This window comes from Streptomyces sp. NPDC050738 (genome assembly GCF_040654175.1).
Classification (GTDB): domain Bacteria; phylum Actinomycetota; class Actinomycetes; order Streptomycetales; family Streptomycetaceae; genus Streptomyces.
Window position 1 is genome coordinate 223,577 of sequence record NZ_JBFAHN010000004.1, and the last position, 23,420, is coordinate 246,996.

Here is a 23,420-nt window from a genome sequence, read left to right on the forward strand (position 1 = left end):
GATGAGCAACCGTGCAGTGCTGGAGGTGATCGCCCTCACCGCACAGGACGCGATCGCGGCCCAGGCCGGAGGGGCCGACCGCCTCGAGCTGGTCACCGACATGGCGGCCGACGGGCTCACGCCCTCCAGGGAGACGTTTCGCGAGATCCGCGACGCCGTGTCCATCCCGCTGCGCGTGATGCTGCGGCTGGCCGACGGGTTCGACGCGGGGGATGTCGAGGCGCTCGTCGCCGCCGCCCGCGGGCTGCGCGCCGAGGGTGCGGACCAGTTCGTGCTCGGGTTCCTGGATGCCGAAGGCCATCCCGATCTCGTCACCGTCGAGCGGCTCGTCGCCGAGATCGAGGGCTGCGGCTGGACCTTCCACCGGGCCATCGACCGCGCCGCCGACCGCGACGCGCTGCGCAAGCAGCTCGCCGACCTGCCCGGTCTGGACACCTATCTCACGGCGGGCTCCGCCACCGGTGTCGACGACGGCATGGAGACGCTGCTCGCCGAGGCGGCCCGCAGGGGCGAGCCCGGCTACGAGCCGCAGATCCTCGTCGGCGGCGGGCTGCGCCTGGAACACCTGCCGCGGCTGCTGGCCGCCGGCATCGACGCCGTGCACATCGGCGGCGCGGCCCGCCCCCAGGGGTGGGACGGGCCGGTGGACGCGGCCGCCGTACGGGAGTGGCGTACCACTCTGGACGGATAGCAGGAGGCTGCGGGGCAGGGAGGCGGTGGGGCCGGGCGGTCACACCGGGGGGTTGCCGTGCTTTCGTTCGGGCAGCGTCACGTGCTTCGCGCGCAGCATCGCCAGGGAGCGGATCAGCACCTTCCTGGTGTCGGCCGGGTCGATGACGTCGTCGACCAGGCCGCGCTCCGCCGCGTAGTACGGATTCATCAGCTCCGTCTTGTACTCCTTGATCAGCCGGGCGCGGGTGGCCTCCGGGTCGTCGGAGGCCGCTATCTCCCGGCGGAAGACCACATTGGCCGCGCCCTCCGCGCCCATGACCGCGATCTCGTTCGTCGGCCACGCGAAGGACAGGTCCGCGCCGATCGAGCGCGAGTCCATCACGATGTACGCGCCGCCGTACGCCTTGCGGACCACCAGGGAGATCCGCGGCACGGTCGCGTTGCAGTACGCGTACAGCAGCTTCGCGCCGTGCCGGATGATGCCGCCGTGCTCCTGGTCGACACCGGGAAGGAAGCCGGGCACGTCCACCAGGGTCAGCAGCGGGATGTTGAACGCGTCGCAGGTCGTGACGTGCTTGGCGGCCTTCTCCGAGCCGTGGATGTCCAGCACGCCTGCGAGCGCCGCCGGCTGGTTGGCGACCAGGCCCACCACCTGCCCGTCGAGCCGCGCGTAGGCACACACGACGTTGCGGGCCCAGGCCTCGTGCACCTCGAAGTACTCGCCGTCGTCGACGATCTCCTCGATCACGGTGCGCATGTCGTACGACTGGCCCGGATCGGCGGGGACGACCGACAGCAGGCCGTCGGTGCGCCGGTCCGCGGGGTCCTCGCTCCGTACCGCGGGCGGCAGTTCGCGGTTGTTGGCGGGCAGGAGCGAGAGCAGATAGCGCACGTCCTCCAGGCAGGAGGCCTCGTCGTCGTAGGCGAAACCCGCCACCCCGGAGACCGCGGAGTGCACATCGGCGCCGCCGAGGCCGTTGTGCGTGATCCGCTCGCCCGTCACGGCGTGGACCACATCGGGGCCCGTGATGAACATCTGCGCGGTCTCGCGCACCATGAACACGTAGTCGGTGAGCGCGGGGGAGTAGGCCGCGCCTCCGGCGCAGGGGCCGAGCATCACGCTGATCTGCGGAATCACCCCGGAGGAGCGGGTGTTGCGGCGGAAGATGCCGCCGTAGCCCGCCAGCGCGGTGACGCCCTCCTGGATACGGGCGCCCGCGCCGTCGTTGAGCGAGACCAGCGGGGCGCCGGCCGCCTCGGCGAGGTCCATCACCTTGTGGACCTTCTCGGCGTGCGCCTCTCCCAGGGCGCCCGCGAAGACCCGGAAGTCATGGGCGTACGCGAAGACCGTGCGGCCGTGCACCAGACCCCAGCCGATGACCACTCCGTCGCCGTGCGGCTTGCGGTCCGCGAGGCCGAAACCGGTGGCGCGGTGCCTGCGCAGGGGCTCGATCTCGGTGAACGAGCCCTCGTCGAAGAGGAGTTCAAGACGTTCGTAGACGGTGAGTTTGCCCTTGTCGTGCTGGCGGCGGGTGGCGGCCGGGTCGGGGCCCCGGCCCACTTCTTCCTTGATGCGGATGAGTTCCGCCGTCGACCGGTGCAGATCGGGACCGGGTACGGCCGCGAGGAGCTCGTCGAATGTCGTCATCGCCACACGGTAGGGACGACGCCTCGAAGAGCAGTCCACATGTGCTGAACCGCCGCTGAACTAACGCTGGACCGGGACCGGGACCGGGACCGGGACCGGCACTCCGTGCAGGCTCGCCTGCGGATCGCCGGTGAGGACCGCCTGGTGGAGCTGTTGCAGCGCGACCGAAGGTTCCAGCCCCAGCTCGCGGACCAGCGCACCCCGCAGGCGCTGGTACGCCTCCAGTGCCCGCCAGGATCCGCCGGCCCGGTGCAGGGCCGTCATCAACTGGCTGCAGAATCCCTCGTGCATGGGGTGACGTGCCGTCAGGACCGTGAGTTCCGGGACAAGTTCGACATGACGGCCGATGTGCAGATCGGACTCGATGCGCCGCTCCAGCGTGGCCATGCGCTGCTCCTTGAGCCGCAGCACCTCCAGTTCGAGGACCGGACCCACCCGTACGTCGACCAGCGCGGGCCCCTGCCAGAGCAGCAGCGCCTGGCTCATCAGCTCCGACGCGACGCGGTAGTCGCCCACGTCGTAGGCGGCGCGCCCCGAGGAGGCGATCCGCTCGAACTCCTGGGCGTCGACCATGCCGGGCGACACCTGGAGCAGATAGCCGCCGAACTTGGTGACGAGCAGCTCCTTGGCGTTGCGGTCGGGATCGTCCGCCAGGGCGGTCGAGATCTTGCGTCGCAGTTGCAGGATGTACGTCTGGAGCGTCGTCGACGCGCTGCGCGGTATGCGCTCGCCCCAGATCTCCTCCATCAGTGCGGGCACCGTGACCAGACGGTCGGCGTGCAGCGCGAAGAGCGCCAGCAGTTGCCGCGGCTTGGCGGCACTGGGCACCACGGAGACCCCCCGCTCATGAGCGGTCAGGGACCCGAGAACCTTGATCTCCATACCTGTGTTCGCCTCCCGGAGTTTGAGGAAGAGCCTCTCACCAGGGGCGGCCGTGCCCCAGTGACCGCTGCACGAGCACACCTATGAACATTTCATGGTCGTCCGGTGAAACAGGCACTGCCGATTCCAGGAGTTCGGGCCGCAGACTCAAGCCCCGACGCCGCAGCCGGCGGTACCGATACTGGAGGCAGATTGTGAACGTCACCGAAGAAGTACTGCGTTTCGCCGAGCTCGCCGCACGCACCGGACTGGAGCCGGAGCTCGCCCAGCGCTACGAGAGCGACCCGGCGGCCGTGCTGGCCGAGTTCGGCATCTCGGGGAACATGCCCCGTACGACACAGGGCACCACGGTCATCGAGGACCTGAGCGCCCCCGAGGGCCACGCACGGGACACCATCAGATGGTGCTTCGGCGGCATACCGTTCCAGCCCGACCCGGCCGGCGCCCCCGCCGCTGCTTCCGCCGCGACGGCAGGCGCGTGACCCTGGACCATCCCCCCGCTCCCGGCCCGTTCGTGGCGTTCAAGCGCCACGTCCGGGCCGAAGTGGTCCCGGGGGAAGCCGTGTACCTGCTGGGCGACAAAGGGGTGACCGCCCTGCGGGGGGCCGGAGTCGAGACGCTTGCCGCGCTGCTCGACGGAACCCGGACCCTGACCCAACTGCTCCGCGAAGCCGCCGTCGCCATGCCCCCGGACGAGACGGGCCGGATGGTGCGCAAGCTCGCCGAGGCCAATCTCGTCGGCTACCGCCACCCCGGCGACGGGGCGATCACCGGTGAGGGGCCCGCCTACTGGGATCTCGCCGGGCTCGAAGGTTCGCGTGCCGCGAGCGCCGTGCTCCGTACTTCCGTCGCGCTGCTCGGGGCCGGAGAAGTGGATCTGGCGGCGGCCGGCGCGGCCTGTCGCGCCAGCGGTCTGACGCCTGCCGACCCGGATGCGGGCGCCGACTTCACCCTGGTGCTGTGCGACGACTATCTCTCTCCCGAACTGACGGCGATCGCGGAGCAGTTGAGGAAGGCGGGCCGGCCCTGGCTGCTGGCCAAACCGGGTGGTGCGGAGCCCTGGACGGGACCGGTCTTCCAGCCCGGTACCGACGGGCCCTGCTGGAGCTGCCTTGCGTACCGGATACGTGAACACCGGCGCTGCGAACTGCTGTTGCAGGGTGCGCTGGGGTGTGCGGGACCGGTGCGCGGCCCGTCCCCGGCCATCGGGGCCGTCCGTGCGATGGGGTACCACGCGGCGGTCCTGGAGGCGGCGAAATGGGTGGCGGGGATGCGCCACGAGGGGCAGCGCGCGGTGTCCGTACTGGACAGCCTCGCTCTGGGCGTCACCCGGCACGAGGTGCGCAGGCGCCCGCAGTGCCCCGACTGCGGCGACCCGCGGCTGGTGGCCGACGCGGCCCGCAGGCCGGTCGTGCTCCGGTCCAGGCCGAAGGCCGCCGGCGGGGGCAACAACCACCGGGCGCTGACCGCCCAGGAGATGCTGGCGCGCCACCGCCATCTGATCGGGAAGGTCGCGGGGGTGGTCTCCGAGGTCAAGCCGATGGCCGGCGTACCGGAAGGGCTGCACTGCTACGAGTCCGGGCACAACCTCGCCCTGGGCGCCGGCTCCCTCGCCATGGCGGGGCACGGACTGCGGGCCCGCAGCGCCGGCAAGGGGACGACCGCGGACGAGGCCGAGGCCGGGGCGCTGTGCGAGGCGGTGGAGCGCTACAGCGGTACCCGGCAGGGCGATGAACTGACGGTGCGCGGAACTCTGGCGGGCCTCGGGGAGCGGGCGCTGCACCCCAACGCGTACCAGCTCTTCGCCGAGCGGCAGTTCCGCGAGCGCGAGCAGTGGAACGCCGCCAACTCCCTGTTCCAGCAGGTGAGTCCGGAGCTCGGCCAGGACCTGGCCACCGACTGGACACCGGTCTGGTCGCTCACGGGCCACACCCAGCGGCTGCTGCCCACGTCGACCCTGTACTTCGACTGCGGACGTGCGGTGAACAACGACGGGCTGTGGGCGGACTCCAACGGCAATGCCGCGGGCAGCAGCATGGAGGACGCCGTCGTCCAGGGCTTCCTGGAGCTGGTGGAGCGGGACGCCGTGGCCCTGTGGTGGTACAACCGGCTCCACCTGCCGGCCGTCGACCTCGACGCCTTCGACGCACCCTGGCTCACCGGGCTGCGGAACGCGTTCGCGTCGGCGGGCCGCCGGGTGTGGGCCATCGACCTCACCTCCGACCTGGGCATCCCGGTGATCGTCGCGCTGTCACGGCGGACGTCGGGGCCCGCGCAGCAGATCTGCTTCGGATTCGGGGCCCACTTCGACCCCCGGCTCGCGCTGCGCCGTGCGCTGACCGAGATGGCCCAGCTGCTGCCGCCGCCCCCCGGCGAGGGGCCGCCGCCGGCCGCGGACCGCGAACTGCACGACTGGTGGTCGTCGGCCACCACCGACGGCCACCCCTATCTGCTGCCCGACCCGGGGCAGACACCCAGGACGCCGGGTGTCTTCGGTTACGTACCGAGGCCCGATCTCCTGTCCGACGTGGACGCGATCAGGCAGCTGATGGCCGAGCGGTCGATGGAGCTGCTGGTACTCGATCAGACCCGGCCGGACATCGGCATTCCCGTGGTCAAGGTGATCGTTCCTGGTCTGCGCCATTTCTGGGCGCGATTCGCGCCGGGCCGGCTGTTCGACGTACCCGTCCAACTCGGCCTGCTGGAAAGGACAACGGCATATGACGAACTGAACCCGGTTCCGCTCTTCGTGTAGTTGTTGTCGCGCTGTCCAATAATGGATGAAGTCCTGGGAAGTCGGGGAAGTTCGGCTCAAATGTGAATGGCGGCCCCAACTACTAAGGTTCCGCCTATAGTTCCGTCACGGATCCTCCCGCATCTCAACCGAGGAGTCGCGATATGGCGTCCGGGACGCTGCAGTCCCTGGCCGCACGGATGCGGATGGGGGCGGACGGGCGTGATGTGATCGCTCCACGTCTCGCCCGGGCGATCGGTTCGACCGCCTTCGCCGGATACGGCGTCGTCACGATCCTCAATGTCTTTCGCACCCACTCCACGCAGCTCGAAAAGGTCCTGTGCGCAGTGGGTGTCCTCGCGCTGTACGGGCTGCAGTTCCGCTGCACCTCGGCCCGGGCGCGCCAGTGGACGGTGGGGCGCAGGCGGCTGGTCCTCGGTGTTCAGGGACTGCTGACCTTCGTCCCGCTGTTCTGGCTGGGCATGAACTGGGGCAGCATGGTGGGTCCGTTCGCAGGATCGGTTCTCCTGACCCTGCCGGGCCCCCTCGCCTGGTCCGCCTTCGGGTCCATCCAGTTCAGCATGATCGGCTATGCGGTGTCCCAGGGGTTCGCCGCTCTGGAGATCGGCTACATCGGAGTCTCCGGAACCCTCGCCGGTCTGGTCATCTACGGACTGACCCGGCTCTCCGACCTCGTACGCGAAGTCCACGACACCCGGGCCGAGATGGCCAGGATGGCCGTGACCCAGGAGCGGCTCCGCTTCGCCAGGGACCTCCACGACCTGCTCGGATACGGCCTCTCCACGATCACGCTCAAGAGCGAGCTGATCCACCGGCTGATCGACGTCAATCCGGAGCGGGCCCGTTCCGAAGTGGCCTCGGTGCTCAGCGTGTCCCGGCAGGCGCTCGCCGATGTCCGGCTGGTCGCCAGCGGCTACCGCGCGATGTCGCTGGAGCGGGAGGCCGGTTCGGTGGCGGAGGTGATGGCGGTCGCCGACGTACGCGCCGATGTGAACATTTCGTGCGGCAGACTGCACCCCGTCGTGGACACTGTGCTTGCGACCGCCCTGCGGGAGGGCGTGACCAACATTCTTCGGCACAGCAAGGTCCAGACCTGCACGATCACGGGAACGGTCGAGGGAGACAGGGTGCGGCTCGTCCTCACGAACGACGGGGTGAGCGACGAGAGCAGGACCGCCGATCCGCACAGCGGGAGCGGGCTCGGGAACCTGCGGACCCGGCTCTCGGAGATCGGCGGAGGGCTCACCGCGGGAGCCGTGGCCGGATCCAGTTTCAGGCTGGTGGCCGAGGCGCCCGTCGTGCCGGTGGCGGCCCGAAGCGGGCTGAAGAAGGAGAGCGCGTAGGAATCCGGGGCCCCGAAGGGCCACCGGCATGGGTGTTACGGGGGATTCATCATGCTGGCTGTCAAAATCCTGCTCGCCGAGGACGTCCATATGATCCGGGGCGCGTTGGTGGCACTGCTCGAACTCGAGCCTGATCTCCATGTGGTGGCATCCGTCCACCGCGGCGATCTGATCCTGAAGGCCGCGCTGGAGACGCGGCCCGATGTCGCCGTCATCGACATCGACCTGCCCGGGATCGACGGGCTCACCGCGGCCGCCGAACTCCATGTGCAGCTGCCGGAGTGCCGGACGCTGATCCTGACCAGCCTCGGCCGGCCGGGGACGCTGCGCCGGGCGATGGCCGCGCGGGTGTCGGGGTTCCTGTTCAAGGACTCCCCGCCCGACCGCCTCGCCCACGCGGTGCGGACGGTCGCGGCCGGCGGCCGGGTCGTCGACCCCGAACTCGCGCTCAGCGCCTGGGAGGCGCCCGAGACACCGCTCTCGCCGCGCGAGACGCAGGTGCTGCGGCTCGCGGCGCGGGGGGCCGAGGCGGAGGAGATCGCCGGAGCGCTGTTCCTGACGAAGGGCACCGTACGCAACTATCTGACGGCCATCGTCGACAAGCTCAACGCCCGCAACCGGATCGACGCCATCAGGATCGCCGAGGAAGCGGGCTGGATCCCGTAGGTCCCGCAGGGGCTGCACGCGGTCATGCCTCGGCCAGCGGTCCCGCGCTCAGCGCCGACAACACCCCGGCCAGTTCGACCGCGTTGCTCTGCGGGCCCCGGCACACGGGGATGCAGCGCGGTCCGCGCGACCCCGCGATGCGCCGCAGGAAGGGGGTGAGGACCGGCTTGGGCCCGATCTCCACGGCATGGCTCGGCGCCTGCTGGGACAGCATGGCGCGGGCCGCGTCGGCGAACCGTACGGGCGAGGTGATCTGGTGCGTCCAGTACACGGCGTCGAGCGGCTCGTCGATCCTGCGCCCGTACACCGTGGAGTAGTACGGAATACGGGGAGCCCCACCGGGCAGGCGGCGGGCCGCCTCCTCGAAGCGGGGGGCGACCGGCTCCATCAGGGGGGAGTGGAAGGCGTGGGTGACCTGGAGGAACGTGCTGGCGATCCCTGACGAGGCGAGACGTTCCTGCACCCGCTCCAGAGCGGCCAGTTCACCGGAGAGGACCGTGGCGCGGGCGGCGTTGAACGCGCCGATGGACACCCCGGGCTCCGAGGCCGTCGCCTCGGCGGCCTCGTGCGGGTCGGCGCAGGTGGCGATCATGCCGCCGCCGGACGGCAGGTACTGCATGAACGCACCCCGGAAGGAGACCAGTTGGGCCGCGACGGCGAGCGGCAGCGCCCCCGATACGACCGCGGCCGCGAACTCGCCGACCCCGTGGCCCAGCACGGCGACCGGCTCCACGCCCTCACCGATCAGCGTCATGGCCAGCGCGTAGCAGACGGCGAAGAGGGCCGGCTGGGTCAGCGCCGTCTGATGGATCCGGCTGTCGCCGCTGAGGATCAACTCCACGACGGAGCGCCCGAGATGGGGCGAGATCGCCTCGTCGGCGGTGGTGAGGTGGTGGCGGTACGCCGTCGAGTGCTCGTACAGGCCGGCCGCCATGCGGGGGTGCTGGCTGCCCTGGCCGGTGAAGACGAACGCCGCCCTGACGCGCTCGCCGTGCACGCGCAGCCCGTTGCGCATCGCCAGGTGGCGGGCGAGATCGCGGATGGTGGGGTGCGCCCAGAGGTCGGGAGGGTCGATCAGCGGGCCGAAGCGCTCCTCGATGTCGCCGTACAGCTCCAGCAGCGTCAGTGAGCCCAGGCCCCATTCGGCGAGCGGCGCGTCGTCGTCCACCTCCCGCTGTGCGTACGCGGCGACCTGCTCCCGGAGCCAGTGGAGGAAGTCGTCCTCGTCCGGCGCGCCGCCCGGCGCGTTCGCGGTCATACGGTGCTGCCTTCCCTGGGCCCTGTCCTCGCGGGCTCGGCCTCCAGATGCTGGTAGAGCGGCTGGATGGCGCCGCTCAGGAACAGCCGCCGCATCTCGGTGCGTTCGACCTTTCCGCTGGAGGTGTGCCGGACCGTGCCGGGGCGTACCAGAAGCACTCCCGCGACCGGTACGTCGAACTCCTCGGTGAGGCGGCGCCTCACATCCTGGGCGAGCTCGGCCAGATCCAGGGCGTAGCGCTGGTGGGTTCTCAACTCCTGTACGACCACGACACGTTCGCGCTCGCCCGGTATCGCGAAGGCGGTGCCCGCACCGAACAGCGAGCTCACCTCGTGCAGGGTCTGTTCCAGGTCCTGCGGGTAGAGGTTGCGGCCCGACACCACGATCATTTCCTTGATGCGTCCGGTGACGTAGAGCTGACCGTCCTCCAGCGTGCCCAGGTCTCCGGTGCGCAGATAGCCGGTCTCCTCCTGTGCCGTGGTCGCGCCGAACACGGAGCCGTCGTGGCCGCGGTCGCGCCAGTAGCCGGGGGAGACGGCGGGCCCGCGCACCCATATCTCGCCTATCGTGCCGTCGGGCAGGGCGGAGCGGCTCACCGGGTCCACCACGCGGATCGCGGGGGCCGCGGGCGCCGCGGGCGAGCCCAGGGGGAGCAGGTCGTGGGAGGGGCGCCCGGCATCCGGCGCGTATCTCTTCAGTACGTTGCGCTCCAACGCGGCCGATTCCACGGCGAGTCCGTGCGGTTCGCCCTCCGGCGTCAGCGGCACCCGCGCCCCGGAGACCAGCAGGGTCGCCTCGGCGAGTCCGTAGCAGGAGAAGAGCGTTCCGGGACGCAGACCGGCCGGCGCGAACCGTTCGGTGAACGCGCGCGCCGTGTCCAGGCGTACCGGCTCACCGCCGATCACCGCGGCCCGCCAGCCGGACAGGTCCATCGCGGCCGCCTGCTCCGGGGTGGTCCGCCGGGCGCACAGGTCGTACGCGAAGTCGGGTGCGCCGCTGACCGTGATGCCGTACCGGCTCACCGCCTCCGGCCACCGCGCCGGGCGGCGGACGAAGGCCGCGGGGGAGAGCGCGACGCTGGTGCCCCCGGCCCACAGCGGGTGCAGCAACTGGCCGACCAGGCCCATGTCGTGGTGGTAGGGGAGCCAGCCGCCCACCCGGTCGTCGGGGCCGGTGGACAGCAGCGCGCCGATCGCCTCCTGATTGGCGAGCAGATTGCCATGGGTCACCATCACTCCGCGCGGGCGCCCCGTGGAGCCCGATGTGTACTGGAGGTAGGCGACCGAGTCCTCGGTGAGCCGCGGCAACTCCCAGTTCCCGCCGCCCGGATGGGCATCGGCGGCCAGGCACGGCAGCCCGCCCTGGCCGCACTCGGCCAGCAGCCGCGAGACGTCGGGGGCGAGTGCGGCGTCGGTGAGGACGGCGCAGGCCGCCGCGTCCTTCACGATGCCGGCGATCCGCGCCGCGTGGTGGCTGCGGCCGCCGGTGGGCGGTGCGGGGACCGCGATGGCCCCTGCGTACAGGCAGGCGAGGAAGGAGACGGCGAACTGGCTGCGCGAGGTGTGCAGCAGCAGCACCCGCCCGCCGACGGCACCGCGCTCCTGCAGCCAGCCGGCCAGCGCGCGCGCCGATGCGTCCAGGCTCCGGTACGAGACGGAGTGCGGGCGCCCGTGCTCGTCGCTGTCGGGCAGCAGCAGGAGGGCGACGCGGTCGGGATCGTGCGCGGCTCTTTCGATCATCAGTTCGGCGAAGGTGCGGTGGCTGGCCACTGGTTCCCCCTGACAGGTCGTCGGACCTTTGCTGGTGGTGGGCGGGCAGGTGCAGGTCAGGAACGGGCCCAGGAGACCCGGGGGCGCCGGCGGAGCCGGTCGCGGCCCCACGGTGCGCTGCCCGGCTCGCCGGCCTCGCCGTCCGCACCCTCGTCCATGCCTTCGTCGGCCCGCAGCAGCAGGAGCAGCACGGCGGTCAGCGCAGCGATCTCGGATGCGTCCGGCCGCCCGCGGATGATGGTGAAAAGCGTCTCCCCGTCCATGGGCCGAGAGTGGACCCGGCCGCTCGAACAACGCTCGCATCCGACAGCAGTGCCGCTGGGGCCGCTCTCGGGTGCCGTACGGCGCTCAGCGCGCCCCGCGCAGCGGACGGCCGCGTTCCGCGCTGAGGGCGTCGGCCGACCGCGCGAGGTCCCCGTGCCGCTGCAGAAAGCCGTCGGCGGCCAGGGTCCGGTCGCAGGCCGCCGGATCCCGCCACCACAGCAGGCCGGTGTACCGCTGCGGATCGGTGACCGAGCGCAGCAGATCGCTTCCGCCGAAGCCCTCGTCGTGTACGCACTGACCTGCCAGCGCGCCGAAGTCCTGCTCGAACCGGGACGTCTCGCCGCTGACCCGGGCCTGCACGACCAGCAGCCGCAGCGCTTCCTGCACCGGGCTGCCGACCACCACGCGCCCCACGCTCACCGTCAGGCAGCCGCCGCCCAGCGGGTCGGCGGGCGGGCGCACCGCGGGCCGGCGGTCCTCGTCCTGCCCCGTCCGCACGAGGGCGTCCAGGCCCTCCCACTGATCGAGGTGGACATAGGCGCCGGGCCGGTCGACGAGCTCCACCGTCACCCGGAGCACGAAGCCCTTGCAGGCCTCCCGGTGAAGGGCGTAGGCCAGCAGATCCCGCTCGAACACGGCGGCGGGACCGGTGGCGTTGAAGCAGCCGACAGCGGTCACCCGGGGGCCGGTATCGCGCTGGAGCATGGTCCGTCCCCCTCCTGATTCGTCCGCAGCCGTGGCCGTCAGGGCCGACCAGTCCAGCACACACCGCTCGAATACCGCTTGAGTCCGCAGGCCGGGCACAGGAACGGCCCAGAGTACGAGCGGTCCTTGAGAGTCCGCCGAGCGCCGGCAGGGATCGTGAGGCGTCCGACCCCGAAGGGACGAACTGCCCATGCCCAGTAACGGAAAGAACCGGAACCCACTCGTGCGTTTCGCCGTCGACCGCCTTCTCGTGCCGTCCTGGCACGCGCTCGCCGACTACGGCTGGATGTGGGTGGGCTTCGGCCATGTCACACGCCCGAGCGATCTGGTTTCCCCCTATGGATACGAGCCCGCACGGCACACCGCCCCGACGCAGGAACGCGCCGTTGTGCCGAAGTCTGAACCGGAGAGCTTGAGCGTCTCTTGATTCGTGAGCACGCCGTGCGCCGGGGGGCTCCTGCGACCCTCCGGCGCTCACCCCCAGGGAGGGAGAAAACCATGGTCGTCGCGGTGCACAGGACGGAGTACGGAGAGGCCGCCGTACAGGAACGCATCGCCCGCCTGGAGCTCGCCCTCGGTGACATCGACGACCCGGGAAACCCGCTGGGGGCACAGCAGTTCATGCTCGCCGACGAACAGCGCCGGATGCTGCCCGCCGCCGAGCGGCTGCTGGACGACTTCGGCCTCAACGGCGAGTTCGTCCCCGTCAGACTCGGCGGCCGTCTGGAGCGCATGGACGCGCTGTCGCGGGTCATGCGGGCGGTGTTCAGGCGCGACGCCTCGCTCGGACTCGGATACGGGCTGACCTCCTACCTGGGCGCCGTACTGGTCTGGGCATCGGGCACGGACGCCCAACAGCGGTCCACCGCCGAGCTGTTGCTCGGCGGCTCCCGGCTGGCCCCCGCCTACCCCGAACCGGCCCGCGGCAACGACTTCCTGAACAACCGGCTCACCGCGGCGCCCGCCCCCGGCGGCTATCTGCTCAGCGGCGTCAAGGACGCCCTCAACAACGCAGCACGCGCCGGAGCGCTGCTGCTCTTCGCCGACACGGGCGGCCAAGGGGACGAGGACCAGAGCGTGTTCCTGGTCCAGGGGCCCGGCCCGCAGAGCACGGGCATGCGGCTCACGGAGAGGCGGCGCACCGTCGGCGTCCGGGGCTGCACCATCCAGGGCATCGGCTTCCAGGAGCACCGGCTGGGCGCCGCCTCGCTGCTCGGCACGCCGGGCAGCGGGCGGGCACAGGCCGAGCGGGTCTTCCCGCTCACCCGCGGACCCGGCCTCTCCATGGCGCTGGGCTGCGTCGACACCGCGCTGCGCACCTCCGTCGCCTTCGCACGCTCGCACCGCTCGCGGGGCAGCGCGTCCCTGCGTACGACCCGTACCAGGACCGCACTCGTCAACGCCTTCGTCGACCTGCTGATCTGCGACTGCCTCTCGCTGGTCGCGACGCGCTCGGTCCATCTGCTGCCACGCGAGAGCGTCACGCTGGGCGCGGTCGCGAAATACCTGCTGCCCTCGGTGCTCGCCGAGTCGGTCGACGACCTGTCGACCGTCCTCGGCGCCGAGTCGTACAGCAGGGGCGGAACGTACGGCATCTTCCAGAAGGCGGCCCGCGACCTGCCGATGATCGGTCTCGGTAGCGCGGGCACAGGACCGAGCCGGCTGGTCGTCATCCGCCAGCTGCTGCGGCTCCCGGAACTCCAGGGGCGCGCGGACGACGCACCGGCCGGGCTGTTCCGGCCCTTCGACGCCGACCTCCCGCCATACGTACCGCAGGAGCGGGGTCTCACGCCTGCCGCCGACTCGCTGCTGGCCTCGCTGGACGCCTCGGTGCGCCGGGCCGCGGCGGCGGCGGGCGGCGAGCAGGGCGCCGTCCTCGCCTCGGCGGCGCACGTGCTCGCCACCGAACTGCGCTCCCTGTACGAGGAATGCGCCCGGCTCGCCGCGCCGCACGGCCGGCCCACCCTGAGCCCGCGCGCCTACGCGCTGGCCGACCGGTACGCGCTGATCGTCGCGGGCGCCGCCTGCCTGGGCGTCTGGCGCCACCGGGCCGATGCCCGCAGCGGCTTCCTGGCCGACCCCGCCTGGGCCGCACGGGCCCTCACGCGCATCGTGGGACGGCTCGGGCACCGGGAACCGCGCGGCGGCGAGGCCGGCGAGGACCGGCTGCTCGCCGAACTCCTGGAGCGGTTCGACGACGCCCGCAGCTACGACCTGTACGCGACCGCCATCGGCCGCTGATCCGGCCGCTGAGGAGAGTGAAGATGCGCCCCCTGCGCAACCGCGGCCCGGACGACCCCTGGGAGCCGGTGTGCCACGACATCGCCGCCACCGGGGTCTGCATCACCTACGCGTACGTCGACGACTGGCTGCCCGCGGATCTGTCCTCCCCCGACCTCGCGGACCAACTCGGCCCCGACCGGCGGAGGTTCGCGAAGATGCCCCCCTCGCGCAACCGCGACAGGTTCGTCGCGTCCCGGCTGCTCCTGCGGACCGCGGCCGGCGCCGTGCTCGGCGCGCTCCCCGAGGAACTGGAACTCGCCTACAAGCCCGGCGGCCGCCCCCATCTGCGGGGCATCGACCACCTCGACGTGAGCCTCAGCCACACCGGTGAACTCCTCGTGGTGGGGCTGAGCCGCTGGGGCCGGATCGGCGTCGACACCGAGGGCGCCGACCGGCGGATGCTCGGCCTGGGCACCGAGCGGCAGATCTGCACCCCCCACGAACTCCAGACGCTCGCCGAGGTCCCCGAGGAGCGGCGCAACCGCGAACTGGTCCGCCTCTGGACGCTCAAAGAGGCGTACAGCAAGGCGATCGGACAAGGGCTGCGCCTGCGGTTCACCGAGTTCGGCTTCGGCGCCGAGGACCGCCGTACGCGCATGGAACGCCCCGACGGCGCCCCCGGAGCGGGCGGCGAATGGTCCTTCCACAGCTGGCTGGTGCCGGGCCCCTACCGGGTGAGCGTCGCCTTCAACGACCCGGGTCTGGACGCCCGGCGCGGGTCGAGCGCCGTACTACCGCTGCTCCCGGTGCTCGACGACCCGCGCTCTACCGGGCATTGAGCCGCCTTCCAGGTGGTGCGGTGACTCTCGAACCCCGCGGCTGACCGGGCCGGTGCGGCACGGAAGGGGTATTGGATGCGTCACCGCTATCTCGCAGTACGGCCGAACGACCGCCCGGCCGACCTCACGCTGCTCTGCTTCCACCACGCGGGGGCCGGTGCGATGGCCTACGCGGGATGGCAGCAGCGGGTCGGCCCCGGGGTGCGGGTCCTGCCCGTACGGCTGCCGGGGCGCGAGTCCCGCCTCCGGGAGGCGCACATCACCGAAGGAGCCCTGCTCATCGAGGAGTTGGAGGCCGATCTCGGTCCGCTGCTGTCGGGCCGCCACGCGTTCTACGGGCACAGCCTGGGGGCGCTCGTCGCCTACCGCTTCGCCCAGCGGCGGGCCGAGCGTGGCCTGCGGCCCCCCGAGCGGCTGCTGGTCGGCGGCTGCCCCGCGCCGCACCTGCCGTCCGCCGCCCTGGGCGTCCTGCGCCCCGAACTCCCCGACGGGCAGCTCATCGCGGCCCTCGGGGACGAGAACAGCCTGCCAGGACAGCTGCTGTCCAGGCCCGAGATGCTCGCCACGGTCCTCACCACGCTCCGCGCGGACCTGCGGCTCGCACACAGCCTGCGTTCCCTGCCCGTCACCCCGCTCCCCTGCCCCCTCGACGCCTTCGCCGGCCAGGACGACGCACTGGTGCCCGCGGCGGAGATCCGCCCCTGGGAGCGGTGCACCGATGCCCGCTTCCGGTTCCGGACCGTGGCCGGCGCGCATTTCTTCGTACGCGGCCGGGAGCTGCCGCGCCTCGTGGGAGAGGCACTCCGCTCAAGTCTCTGAAGGAGAAGCAGTGATGGACATCAGTGTTCTCGGTCCGTTCCGGGCCGTGCAGTCCGGGGTGCCCGTGCACCTCACCGCCGTGAAGCCGCGCAAGGTCTTCGCGCTGCTCGCCGTCCAGGCCGACCGGGTGGTCTCGGTCGAGTCCCTGGTCGAGGAGGTCTGGGGTGAACGCCCACCACGCAGCGTCCAGACGACGCTGCAGACCTACATACTCCAGATCCGCCATCTCATCGCGGACGCGCTGCGCGCGGCGGACTCGGGGCTGCCGCTGGGAGCCAAGAGCGTGCTGGTCACCGAGCCCGGCGGCTACCGCCTGGACACCTTCGGCGGCGTCAACGACGTACTGGAGTACGACGCACTGGCCTCTGCGGGACACCGCGCCCTGGAGGCAGGCGACTGGCCGGGGGCCTCCGACTACCTGGGCAGAGCCCTGTCCATGTGGCGCGGGAACGCACTCTCCGATGTGCAGTGCGGAATGCTCCTGGAGGTCGAGGCCACCCGCCTCGACGAGTCGCGCATGAGCGTCCTTCATGGGCGGATCGAGGCGGACCTGAGGCTCGGCCGTCACCATGAGCTCCTCGGCGAGCTCCACGGGCTCGCCACCAGGCACCCCCTGCACGAGGGGATGCACGAGCAGCTGATGCTCGCGCTCTACCGGGCCGGCCGGCGCAGCGACGCCCTGACCGCCTACCGCCGGCTGAGGTCCGCCCTCAACCAGTCCCTGGGGCTCGACCCCTCACCTGTCATCGAGCGACTGCACCGCGCAGTGCTCGACTCCTCGCCGCATCTGGATCTGGAGCTGCTGGCGAGGGCCGCCGTCTGACTGAAAGGAACCATCGTGAGCGAGATAACCCTGGCCGAACTCGGTGAGCTGCTGCTCGAATGCGTCGGCGCACCGGAGGAGGGCATGGCGTTCGAGGGCGAAGACGCCCTGGACACCCCGTTCCTGGAGTTCGGATACGACTCCCTCGCGCTGCTCCAGGTGACCAGCGTGATCAACCGCAACCACGCGATCCTGCTGGACGACGACGCGGTGGCGGAGGCGGAGACGCCCCGGCTGCTGCTGCAGATGATCGCCGCCGCCCCGCGGGCGGGTGCCGTCCGATGACAGCTGCTTTCGGCACCGCCTTCGCCGGCCGGCGCGTCCTGGTGACCGGCGCCACCCGGGGCATCGGCCGGGCGACGGCGCTGGCCTTCGCGCGGGCGGGCGCCACCCTGGTGCTCGTGCACCGGTCCGACGGCGAGGCGGCCAAGCGGCTGACCGGCGAACTGGAGGCGGTGGGCGCCGAGTTCGAGCTGCTGCAGGCCGACCTGACCCGCGCGGAGGGGGCCCGGCTGGTCGCCGACCACGTCCGTGAGGGGATCGGTGGCCTGGACGTACTGGTCAACAACCTGGGCGTGGACGGGCACGTCCCGTTCGAGAAGCTGGCCGAGGACGAGTGGCACCGGGTGATGGACCACAACACCACCTCCGCCTATCTCGTCACCCACGCCCTGACGGGACTGCTCTCCGAGGGCGCGGCCGTGGTGTGCGTCGGCGCCTCGGTGGCGCTGCGCGGCCGCCCCCTCGGGGTGCACTACAGCGCGTCGAAGGCCGCCCTGGTGGGCTTCGTCAGGGCGCTCGCCAAGGAGCTCGGCGGCCGGGGGATCAGGGTCAACCTGGTGGCCCCCGGCGTGACCGAGACGGACCCCGACGGCGCGGGCGGCCCGCCGCCGCAGATCGTCGCGCGGCTCACCGCCCAGACCGCCCTCGGACGGCTCGGCCGCCCCGAGGACGTCGCAGGGGCGGTGCTCTTCCTGGCCGGCGAATCGGCCGGCTATGTCACCGGCACCACCATCGAAGTAGACGGAGGAATCTGATGCCGTACGCGGCGATCACCTACCGGGTCAAGCCCGGTCACGAGGACGAGATAGCCGAGATCTTCGACGGCTTCCAGCGGGTCTCCACCCCCGAGTTCACCGGCGACGGCGAGCAGGTGGCGGGACGTCTCCTGGGCACCACGGTCTTCATCAAGGACGAGTTCCTGGTCCGCGTCATCCACTACGAGGGCGACTTCGCCGCCGTCGGCAAGCACATGGCCGCGCAGAAGGGCGTACACCTCCTGGAGGGCAGGCTCGCCCCGTTCCTGCAGGAGCAGCGCGACACCTCGTCGCCGCAGGCCTTCGGCGCGTACTTCCGCGACGCCACCATGCGGAAGATCGCGGAGCTGACCGTGGACACCCACCCCGCGGGGGCCGCCGCGTCATGACCGAGGTCCTCGGTGTCGCGGCCCTGCTGGGCGGCGGCGTGACCGCAGGGGTCCTGTTCGCCGTCGCGCTGAGCGTGCTGCCCGCGCTCTTCGCGATGGAGACGGGCCCCTACGTCCACGCCCACCAGCTGCTCGGCCGCAACTGGGACCCCACCATGCCGGTCATCGTGCTCTCCAGCACCCTCGCCAACGGGGTGCTTGCGGTGACGGTCGACGGTGCCGGGCGGCCGCTCTTCGCGGCCGCCGCGGTGCTGTTGCTCGGCGTCTCGGGCGTCTCCCACCTCTGCAACGTCCCCATCAACCGCACGGTCAAGGGGATCACCGATCCCGCCGTGCTGCCCGCCGACTGGCAGGACCCGCGACCGCTCTGGCGGCGCTGGCACCTGCTGCGCACCGCGCTCGCCGTGCTGGCGCTGGTGTGCACCGCGTCCGCTGTGGCGCTGGTCTGAAGCATCTGCCATCCCCACACACACGTACACACGGAACCGGCCGCGGAGTCCAACTCCGCGGCCGGTTCGTGGTGTTGAGCCGCCCGCTCAGCCGGCGGGCTCGATGTGCCGTACGACCTCGGTGACGTTCATCGTGCCGCCCCTGCGGTACGGCTTGAGGCGCTGGCGGTGCAGGACATGGCGGGCGCTGAGCTCGAAGGCGCGGAACTCCTTCTCGCCCGCCCAGTCGGTCAGGACGTAGTACACGCCCTCCTCCTCGGTGTCCCTGACCAGCGTCTGGCCGAGGTTGGCGGGCTCGGCCGAGATCGCCTCGCCCACCGCCTGCCAGGTGGTCTCGAAGTCCCCCGACATCTCGGGGTGGATCTCCATCCGCAGAATCACCCGGTGCGTCACTTCGCTCCGCCTTCTGTCGTGCCGTGTTGTGTGCCGTGCGCGGTCGCGTCGCCGGTCAGCAGCCGCCGGAGTACGGAACGCAGTGTGTTACGGGGAAAGACGGGCGCGTCCCCGCAGCGCCAGGCGACGACCCCGTCGGGCCGCACCAGGACCGCACCCTGCGCGGTCACCCCGTAGAGCAGCGGGAACCGGTCGTCCAGGTCCTCCAGTTCGGCGCCGACCGCATGGGCGGTCAGCGGGAGGCCCAGCTCGGCGGCGACCGCGCGGGCCGCCTCCTGCCAGACCCGGCCGTCGGGGCCGGTGAGCAGGACGGGGCCGTTGCCGAACAGGTCCAGCGAGGAGATCTCCGCTCCGCCGCGGCGCAGCCTCAGGTGCGGGGCACGGCTGCCGGGGCGCCCGTCGTTCTCGGCAGCCCACACGCCGTACGCGGGCAGCACCCCCTCGTCCCAGGAGGAGACCGCGGACGAACGGTAGCGCCAGGCCAGCCAGACGAGGGTGTCCTCCACCAGGTCGGGGTGGACGGGGCCCGCCGGCTCGGGGCCGGTCAGCCGGGGGCGGTCCTTCGAGCGCAGGGCCGCCTGTTCCACGGTGGCGGCCGCGATGGGCCTGCGCTCCTCGTCGTAGGTGTCGAGCAGGCCGGGGGCCGCCCAGCCGTCCAGTACGGCAGCCAGTTTCCAGGCCAGGTTGTGCGCGTCCTGGATTCCGGTGCTCGAACCGAACCCACCGCTCGGGGGCATCACATGGGCGGCGTCGCCGACCAGGAAGACCCGGCCGTCGGAGAAGCGCGAGGCGAGCTTGGTGGCGCTCTCCCAGGGGGAGGCGGAGAGGATCTCCGGCTCCAGACCGGGGACACCGGTGGCGGCCCGGATCAGCGCGGGGAGGTCGGGCTCGGCTGCCCCGGGGGTCTCGTCGTGCACGGCGTGCAGCAGCCAGTCGCAGGCGTTGTCGAGCGGCATCAGCGCGCCGCGCGCCGTCTCGTTCAGCGTGTAGCACATCAAAAAGCGCCGGTCGCCCAGCTGTTGGGTGAGGTCGGCGCGGAAGTGCACGTTCAGATAGTGGCCGAGCACCTCGCCCTCGAAAGGGATCCCGAGGTGCTCGCGCGCGGTGGAGTGCACCCCGTCGGCGGCGACGAGGTAGCGGGCGCGGAGCGTCGTCGGGGCCCCGGTCGTGGTGTCCCGTACGGAGGCGACGACCCCCTCCTCGTCCTGGGCGAAGGAGAGCAGTTCGGTGTGGAAGCGCAGGGCGACGCCCAGCCGTTCGGCGCGGTTGCGCAGAACGTCCTCCAGCTCCCCCTGATGCACCAGGCACCAGGAGGAGGGGGAGAGGCCGGTGATGTCGGCCCGCACGTCCATCACGTACTTCTCGTCCAGGGTGGTCACCTCGGGGGAGGACAGCGAAGAGGCCGCCGTCACCCCCGAGTTGCCGGCCAGCAGCCGGGCGGAGGGGGTGGACCGTATCTCCTCCTCCAGGCCGGCCGCGCGCATCAGTTCCATCGCCCTGGGGTGGACGCCCCGGGCCCTGGGGTGGCCGGAGAGTTCGGGCTGCCGCTCGATCAGCAGGCAGTCGACGCCCAGTTGGGCGAGGAAGACCGCGGTGGACAGACCCGCGAGCCCCCCTCCGGCGATCAGTACGTCGGTGTTGCGGAGCGTGCTCCGGGTCGTGCTCTGCACAGCTTCACACTCCTTGCCTGGGCGGTTGGTGCTCCACGAGTACGGAGGCGTCCTTGTCGCCGTCGCCCGCGGCGACCACCGCGGCGAACCGTTCGCGTACGGCGCCCAGAACCGGCATGGCGGTCCCTTCGGCGGCCGCGGCCTCCATGGCGATCCGGATGTCCTTCTCCATCAACTGGGCGCGGAAGAAGGCGGGTTCGTAACTCTGCTTGCGCATCAGCTCGGCCCGGAAGCGCATCACCATCGAGCTGAAGCCGCTCTGGGACACGGAGCCGAGCAGCTGGTCGCGGTCCAGGCCCGAGGCCACGCCGTAGGCGAGCGCCTCGGCGAGCGAGGCGACCTGCGCGCCGAGCAGCAGATTGAGGATCAGTTTCATGCTCGCCGCGGTGCCGGGTGCGCCGAGGTGCACCACCTCGCTGCCGATCGCCTCCAGGACCGGGCGTACCGCGTCGAGGTGCTCGCCGGCCCCGGCGACGTACACCCGCAGCTCGCCCTTGCGGGCCTGCAGCGGGTTTCCGACGACGCAGGCCTCGATGCGGTGCAGTCCCATGCCGGCCAGGCGGCGGGCGGACTCGCGGGCGTAGCCGGGGGAGACGGTCGAGGTGTCGATGACGTACGAACCCGGTGCGAGTGCCGGGGCGACCTGGCCGAAGAGGATCTCCTCGACCACGCTCTCGTCCGCGAGGCTGAGCACGACGGTGCTCTGCCCCTCGACGGCCGCGGCGGGGGAAGCGGCCAGGCGGGCGCCCGCCTCGACGAGGCGGGCGGCCTTGGCCGGGGTGCGGTTGTGGACGGTCAGCCGGTAGCCGGTGTCGAGCAGCCGACCGGCCATGCCTCCGCCCATGTTGCCCAGGCCGATGAAGGCCAGCTGACGGTTGTCCATGGTGAAATCCCTCTCCTTTGCGCTCAGTTGATGTTCGGCACGCGCGGTTCGCTCAGTACGCGGCGTCGACCTGGAACACGGCGAACGGCGCGGTGGTCCGCTCGTCGCGGTACTGGCGCAGCGGTGCGGTGTCCAGGCGGTGGTCCGCACCCCGCTCCCACGCCAGGAAGGTGTCCATGGACGACCAGCGGCTCATCACGGCGAGCGCGGTGGGGTCGACGGGGCTGCGCAGCAGTTCGTTGCCGAGCATCCCGTCGACCTTCGCCAGCCGCTCGCTGACCAGGTGGTAGGCGGCCCGCACCTCCGCGAGCTGCCGCTCGTCGTGGGCCGCCTGGTAGACCAGTACGCGCACCTCACCTGGCATCGGCGACCGCCCTGCCCTCGATGTGGGTGACGACCTCCATGACGTGGAAGGAGCCGCCCCTGCGGTACGGGTGGAGCGTCGCGCGGTGTTCCAGATGGGCCGTGCTGTTCTCGAACTCGCGGAAGCGCGGCTCGTCCAGCCAGTCGCTGACGATGTAGTACGCGTTGTCGCCCGCGGCCGAACGCGACAGGGACTGGCCGAGGTTGGCGGGGTGGCCCGTCACCGCGTCGGTCCCCGCGTGCCAGGCCTTCTCGAAGGCCTCCTCGCTGCCCGGCTCGATCTCCATGCGCAGCATCACTCGGAAGGACATCAGGAGATACCGCCGTCCACGCCGATGGTGTTGCCGGTGACGTACCTGGCCAGGTCGCTGGCGAGCCACATGACGGCGCCGGCCACCTCGTCGGGGGTCCCCAGCCTGCCGAGCGCGGTCTTGGCGCCGTACCGCTGTGCCATCAACTCCCGCTGTTCCTGCGGCATTTTGTGGAAGTTCTCCGTCTCGATGACGCCGAGCGCGACCACATTGAAGCGGATCTGCTGCGGGCCGAACTCCTTCGCCAGCGAGCGGCTGAGGCCCACCAGCGCGGCCTTGGTCGCCGTGTAGTGCGAGCGCAGCGGGATGCCAGCCTCGACGGCCTTGGAGCCGATGGAGACGACCGAGGAGCCCTCGCCCAGCAGCGGCAGGGCGTGCTGGATCACCAGGTGGGCGGCGGTGACATTGGTGGTGAGGACCCGGGTCCACTCCTCGACGGAGAGCTCCGCGTACGGGATGTGGCTGATCGTGCCGGCGTTGTTGACCAGCAGATCGATCCGGCCGCCGAAGATCTCCCCGGTGCGCTCCAGGAGTGCGGATATCTGGGCGGCGTCGGAAAGGTCGGCGCGCAGGACGTGGTGGTTGCCGCCGGTCTCCTTCAACTCCCTTTCCAGGGAGGCGACATACTCGCTGTCGTTCTGGTAACAGGTGACGACGTCGACACCGGCCCGGGCCAGGGCCAGGACGATGCCCCGGCCCACACCGCGCGTACCGCCGGTGACGAGGGCTTTCTTGCCCTTCAGTTCGAGATCCATGGAAGTCTCCGTATCGCCGTAGAAGTGGTCTTCAGAGCAGGAAGCCGAGCGCCGCGCAGTTGACGGCCAGGGCGAGGATCGTGAGCAGGGAGCGCCTGCGGTTCCAGGCGCCCCAGGGGCCGCGCGGGTCGCGTTCGGCGAAGTCCGCGGGCAGGTTCTCCGGGTCGAGGGTGCGCATCCAGCGGTTGACCGGGACGTTCTTGGTCACCGAGATGACCGCGGTGGCCACCGCGAGGACCGCCGCGACCGCGAACAGGGTGCGCGCCGGGGCCTGTTCGACCCGGGAGGCCAGGACGACGTCACAGACGACGGTGGCGATCAGGCAGAACGGCATCGCCGGGTCGTAACGGGTCCCGAAGAACGCGTGGGCGTGCACATAGCGGTCCGCGGGCAGCGACGCCAGGTAGGGGAATCCGCCGAGCTGGGTGCCGAACAGCACCCCGGCGGCCAGTCCGTTGAGCAGCAGGAGCAGCGGTACGACATAGGTGAGCACGGCGGGGTCCT

Annotated in this window: 26 protein-coding genes; 13 read left to right on the top strand and 13 right to left on the bottom strand. The window is 71.5% G+C overall.

Features of this window, described 5'->3' with window-relative positions; all coding sequences use genetic code 11:
* Window position 1 precedes the first annotated feature (1 nt).
* Window positions 2-691: a copper homeostasis protein CutC gene (locus tag AB0H78_RS12745; protein WP_363234356.1), complete on the top strand. Its 690-nt coding sequence runs from the start codon at window positions 2-4 to the stop codon at window positions 689-691.
* A gap of 39 nt (window positions 692-730) precedes the next feature.
* On the opposite strand, the gene AB0H78_RS12750 is transcribed toward AB0H78_RS12745, so the two are convergent.
* Complete coding sequence (locus AB0H78_RS12750) at window positions 731-2,320, bottom strand: acyl-CoA carboxylase subunit beta (protein WP_363234358.1); 1,590 nt, start codon at window positions 2,318-2,320, stop codon at window positions 731-733.
* Between the two features lie 60 nt (window positions 2,321-2,380).
* Window positions 2,381-3,202, bottom strand: a complete 822-nt coding sequence (locus AB0H78_RS12755; RefSeq protein ID WP_363234359.1) for an AfsR/SARP family transcriptional regulator — start codon at window positions 3,200-3,202, stop codon at window positions 2,381-2,383.
* A gap of 194 nt (window positions 3,203-3,396) precedes the next feature.
* On the opposite strand from AB0H78_RS12755, the gene AB0H78_RS12760 reads away from it, so the two are divergent.
* From AB0H78_RS12760 to AB0H78_RS12775, 4 genes are all read left to right on the top strand, one after another.
* On the top strand, window positions 3,397-3,684 hold the full coding sequence (locus AB0H78_RS12760) for a hypothetical protein (RefSeq protein WP_363234360.1): 288 nt from the start codon (window positions 3,397-3,399) through the stop codon (window positions 3,682-3,684).
* The gene (locus AB0H78_RS12765) at window positions 3,681-5,957 is read left to right on the top strand and encodes a TOMM precursor leader peptide-binding protein (RefSeq protein WP_363234361.1); all 2,277 of its coding nucleotides are present in this window, start codon (window positions 3,681-3,683) and stop codon (window positions 5,955-5,957) included. The genes AB0H78_RS12760 and AB0H78_RS12765 overlap by 4 nt, the downstream gene beginning before the upstream one ends.
* A 143-nt stretch (window positions 5,958-6,100) precedes the next feature.
* Window positions 6,101-7,300, top strand: a complete 1,200-nt coding sequence (locus AB0H78_RS12770; RefSeq protein WP_363234362.1) for a histidine kinase — start codon at window positions 6,101-6,103, stop codon at window positions 7,298-7,300.
* A gap of 51 nt (window positions 7,301-7,351) precedes the next feature.
* Complete coding sequence (locus AB0H78_RS12775; protein ID WP_363234363.1) at window positions 7,352-7,966, top strand: response regulator transcription factor; 615 nt, start codon at window positions 7,352-7,354, stop codon at window positions 7,964-7,966.
* Window positions 7,967-7,988: 22 nt separating this feature from the next.
* Here the strand turns inward: AB0H78_RS12775 and AB0H78_RS12780 are convergent, their stop codons facing one another.
* The 4 genes from AB0H78_RS12780 to AB0H78_RS12795 form a co-directional block, all read right to left on the bottom strand.
* Window positions 7,989-9,224, bottom strand: coding sequence for an acyltransferase domain-containing protein (locus tag AB0H78_RS12780; protein WP_363234364.1), 1,236 nt, complete (start codon window positions 9,222-9,224; stop codon window positions 7,989-7,991).
* Window positions 9,221-10,993 carry a fatty acyl-AMP ligase gene (locus AB0H78_RS12785; RefSeq protein ID WP_363234365.1) on the bottom strand — a complete coding sequence of 591 codons (1,773 nt, stop codon included), beginning with the start codon at window positions 10,991-10,993 and terminating at the stop codon, window positions 9,221-9,223. Before AB0H78_RS12785 ends, AB0H78_RS12780 begins: the two co-directional genes overlap by 4 nt.
* A gap of 56 nt (window positions 10,994-11,049) precedes the next feature.
* Window positions 11,050-11,256, bottom strand: a complete 207-nt coding sequence (locus AB0H78_RS12790) for an acyl-CoA carboxylase epsilon subunit (protein ID WP_363234366.1) — start codon at window positions 11,254-11,256, stop codon at window positions 11,050-11,052.
* A gap of 85 nt (window positions 11,257-11,341) precedes the next feature.
* On the bottom strand, window positions 11,342-11,962 hold the full coding sequence (locus tag AB0H78_RS12795; RefSeq protein ID WP_363234367.1) for an antibiotic biosynthesis monooxygenase: 621 nt from the start codon (window positions 11,960-11,962) through the stop codon (window positions 11,342-11,344).
* A 498-nt stretch (window positions 11,963-12,460) separates the two neighbouring features.
* Here AB0H78_RS12795 and AB0H78_RS12800 point away from each other — a divergent pair, with 498 nt between their 5' ends.
* From AB0H78_RS12800 to AB0H78_RS12835, 8 genes are all read left to right on the top strand, one after another.
* Complete coding sequence (locus AB0H78_RS12800) at window positions 12,461-14,203, top strand: acyl-CoA dehydrogenase family protein (RefSeq protein ID WP_363234368.1); 1,743 nt, start codon at window positions 12,461-12,463, stop codon at window positions 14,201-14,203.
* Between the two features lie 23 nt (window positions 14,204-14,226).
* Entirely contained in the window at window positions 14,227-15,024 is a 798-nt protein-coding gene (locus AB0H78_RS12805; protein WP_363234369.1) for a 4'-phosphopantetheinyl transferase superfamily protein, read from the top strand.
* Window positions 15,025-15,099: 75 nt separating this feature from the next.
* Window positions 15,100-15,843 carry an alpha/beta fold hydrolase gene (locus AB0H78_RS12810; protein ID WP_363234370.1) on the top strand — a complete coding sequence of 248 codons (744 nt, stop codon included), beginning with the start codon at window positions 15,100-15,102 and terminating at the stop codon, window positions 15,841-15,843.
* A 13-nt stretch (window positions 15,844-15,856) separates the two neighbouring features.
* On the top strand, window positions 15,857-16,666 hold the full coding sequence (locus AB0H78_RS12815; RefSeq protein WP_363234371.1) for an AfsR/SARP family transcriptional regulator: 810 nt from the start codon (window positions 15,857-15,859) through the stop codon (window positions 16,664-16,666).
* A 15-nt stretch (window positions 16,667-16,681) separates the two neighbouring features.
* Window positions 16,682-16,951 carry an acyl carrier protein gene (locus AB0H78_RS12820; RefSeq protein ID WP_363234372.1) on the top strand — a complete coding sequence of 90 codons (270 nt, stop codon included), beginning with the start codon at window positions 16,682-16,684 and terminating at the stop codon, window positions 16,949-16,951.
* Window positions 16,948-17,703, top strand: a complete 756-nt coding sequence (locus tag AB0H78_RS12825; RefSeq protein WP_363234373.1) for an SDR family NAD(P)-dependent oxidoreductase — start codon at window positions 16,948-16,950, stop codon at window positions 17,701-17,703. The genes AB0H78_RS12820 and AB0H78_RS12825 overlap by 4 nt, the downstream gene beginning before the upstream one ends.
* Window positions 17,703-18,092 (top strand): SchA/CurD-like domain-containing protein, encoded by a 390-nt coding sequence (locus AB0H78_RS12830; protein ID WP_363234374.1) that lies wholly within the window; start codon window positions 17,703-17,705, stop codon window positions 18,090-18,092. The genes AB0H78_RS12825 and AB0H78_RS12830 overlap by 1 nt, the downstream gene beginning before the upstream one ends.
* Window positions 18,089-18,541: a DUF1772 domain-containing protein gene (locus AB0H78_RS12835; RefSeq protein ID WP_363234375.1), complete on the top strand. Its 453-nt coding sequence runs from the start codon at window positions 18,089-18,091 to the stop codon at window positions 18,539-18,541. Before AB0H78_RS12830 ends, AB0H78_RS12835 begins: the two co-directional genes overlap by 4 nt.
* Before the next feature lie 87 nt (window positions 18,542-18,628).
* On the opposite strand, the gene AB0H78_RS12840 is transcribed toward AB0H78_RS12835, so the two are convergent.
* From AB0H78_RS12840 to AB0H78_RS12870, 7 genes are read right to left on the bottom strand one after another with little or no spacing between them, the layout of a single operon-like run.
* On the bottom strand, window positions 18,629-18,934 hold the full coding sequence (locus AB0H78_RS12840; protein ID WP_363234376.1) for an antibiotic biosynthesis monooxygenase family protein: 306 nt from the start codon (window positions 18,932-18,934) through the stop codon (window positions 18,629-18,631).
* Window positions 18,931-20,604 carry an FAD-dependent oxidoreductase gene (locus AB0H78_RS12845; RefSeq protein ID WP_363234377.1) on the bottom strand — a complete coding sequence of 558 codons (1,674 nt, stop codon included), beginning with the start codon at window positions 20,602-20,604 and terminating at the stop codon, window positions 18,931-18,933. The genes AB0H78_RS12840 and AB0H78_RS12845 overlap by 4 nt, the downstream gene beginning before the upstream one ends.
* 4 nt (window positions 20,605-20,608) lie before the next feature.
* Window positions 20,609-21,487 carry an NAD(P)-dependent oxidoreductase gene (locus AB0H78_RS12850; RefSeq protein WP_363234378.1) on the bottom strand — a complete coding sequence of 293 codons (879 nt, stop codon included), beginning with the start codon at window positions 21,485-21,487 and terminating at the stop codon, window positions 20,609-20,611.
* Between the two features lie 52 nt (window positions 21,488-21,539).
* On the bottom strand, window positions 21,540-21,851 hold the full coding sequence (locus tag AB0H78_RS12855; protein ID WP_363234379.1) for an antibiotic biosynthesis monooxygenase: 312 nt from the start codon (window positions 21,849-21,851) through the stop codon (window positions 21,540-21,542).
* Window positions 21,841-22,161 (bottom strand): antibiotic biosynthesis monooxygenase family protein, encoded by a 321-nt coding sequence (locus tag AB0H78_RS12860; RefSeq protein ID WP_363234380.1) that lies wholly within the window; start codon window positions 22,159-22,161, stop codon window positions 21,841-21,843. The genes AB0H78_RS12855 and AB0H78_RS12860 overlap by 11 nt, the downstream gene beginning before the upstream one ends.
* Window positions 22,161-22,916: an SDR family NAD(P)-dependent oxidoreductase gene (locus tag AB0H78_RS12865; RefSeq protein ID WP_363234381.1), complete on the bottom strand. Its 756-nt coding sequence runs from the start codon at window positions 22,914-22,916 to the stop codon at window positions 22,161-22,163. Before AB0H78_RS12865 ends, AB0H78_RS12860 begins: the two co-directional genes overlap by 1 nt.
* 31 nt (window positions 22,917-22,947) lie before the next feature.
* Window positions 22,948-23,409 (bottom strand): DUF1772 domain-containing protein, encoded by a 462-nt coding sequence (locus AB0H78_RS12870; protein ID WP_363234382.1) that lies wholly within the window; start codon window positions 23,407-23,409, stop codon window positions 22,948-22,950.
* Between the last annotated feature and the right edge of the window lie 11 nt (window positions 23,410-23,420).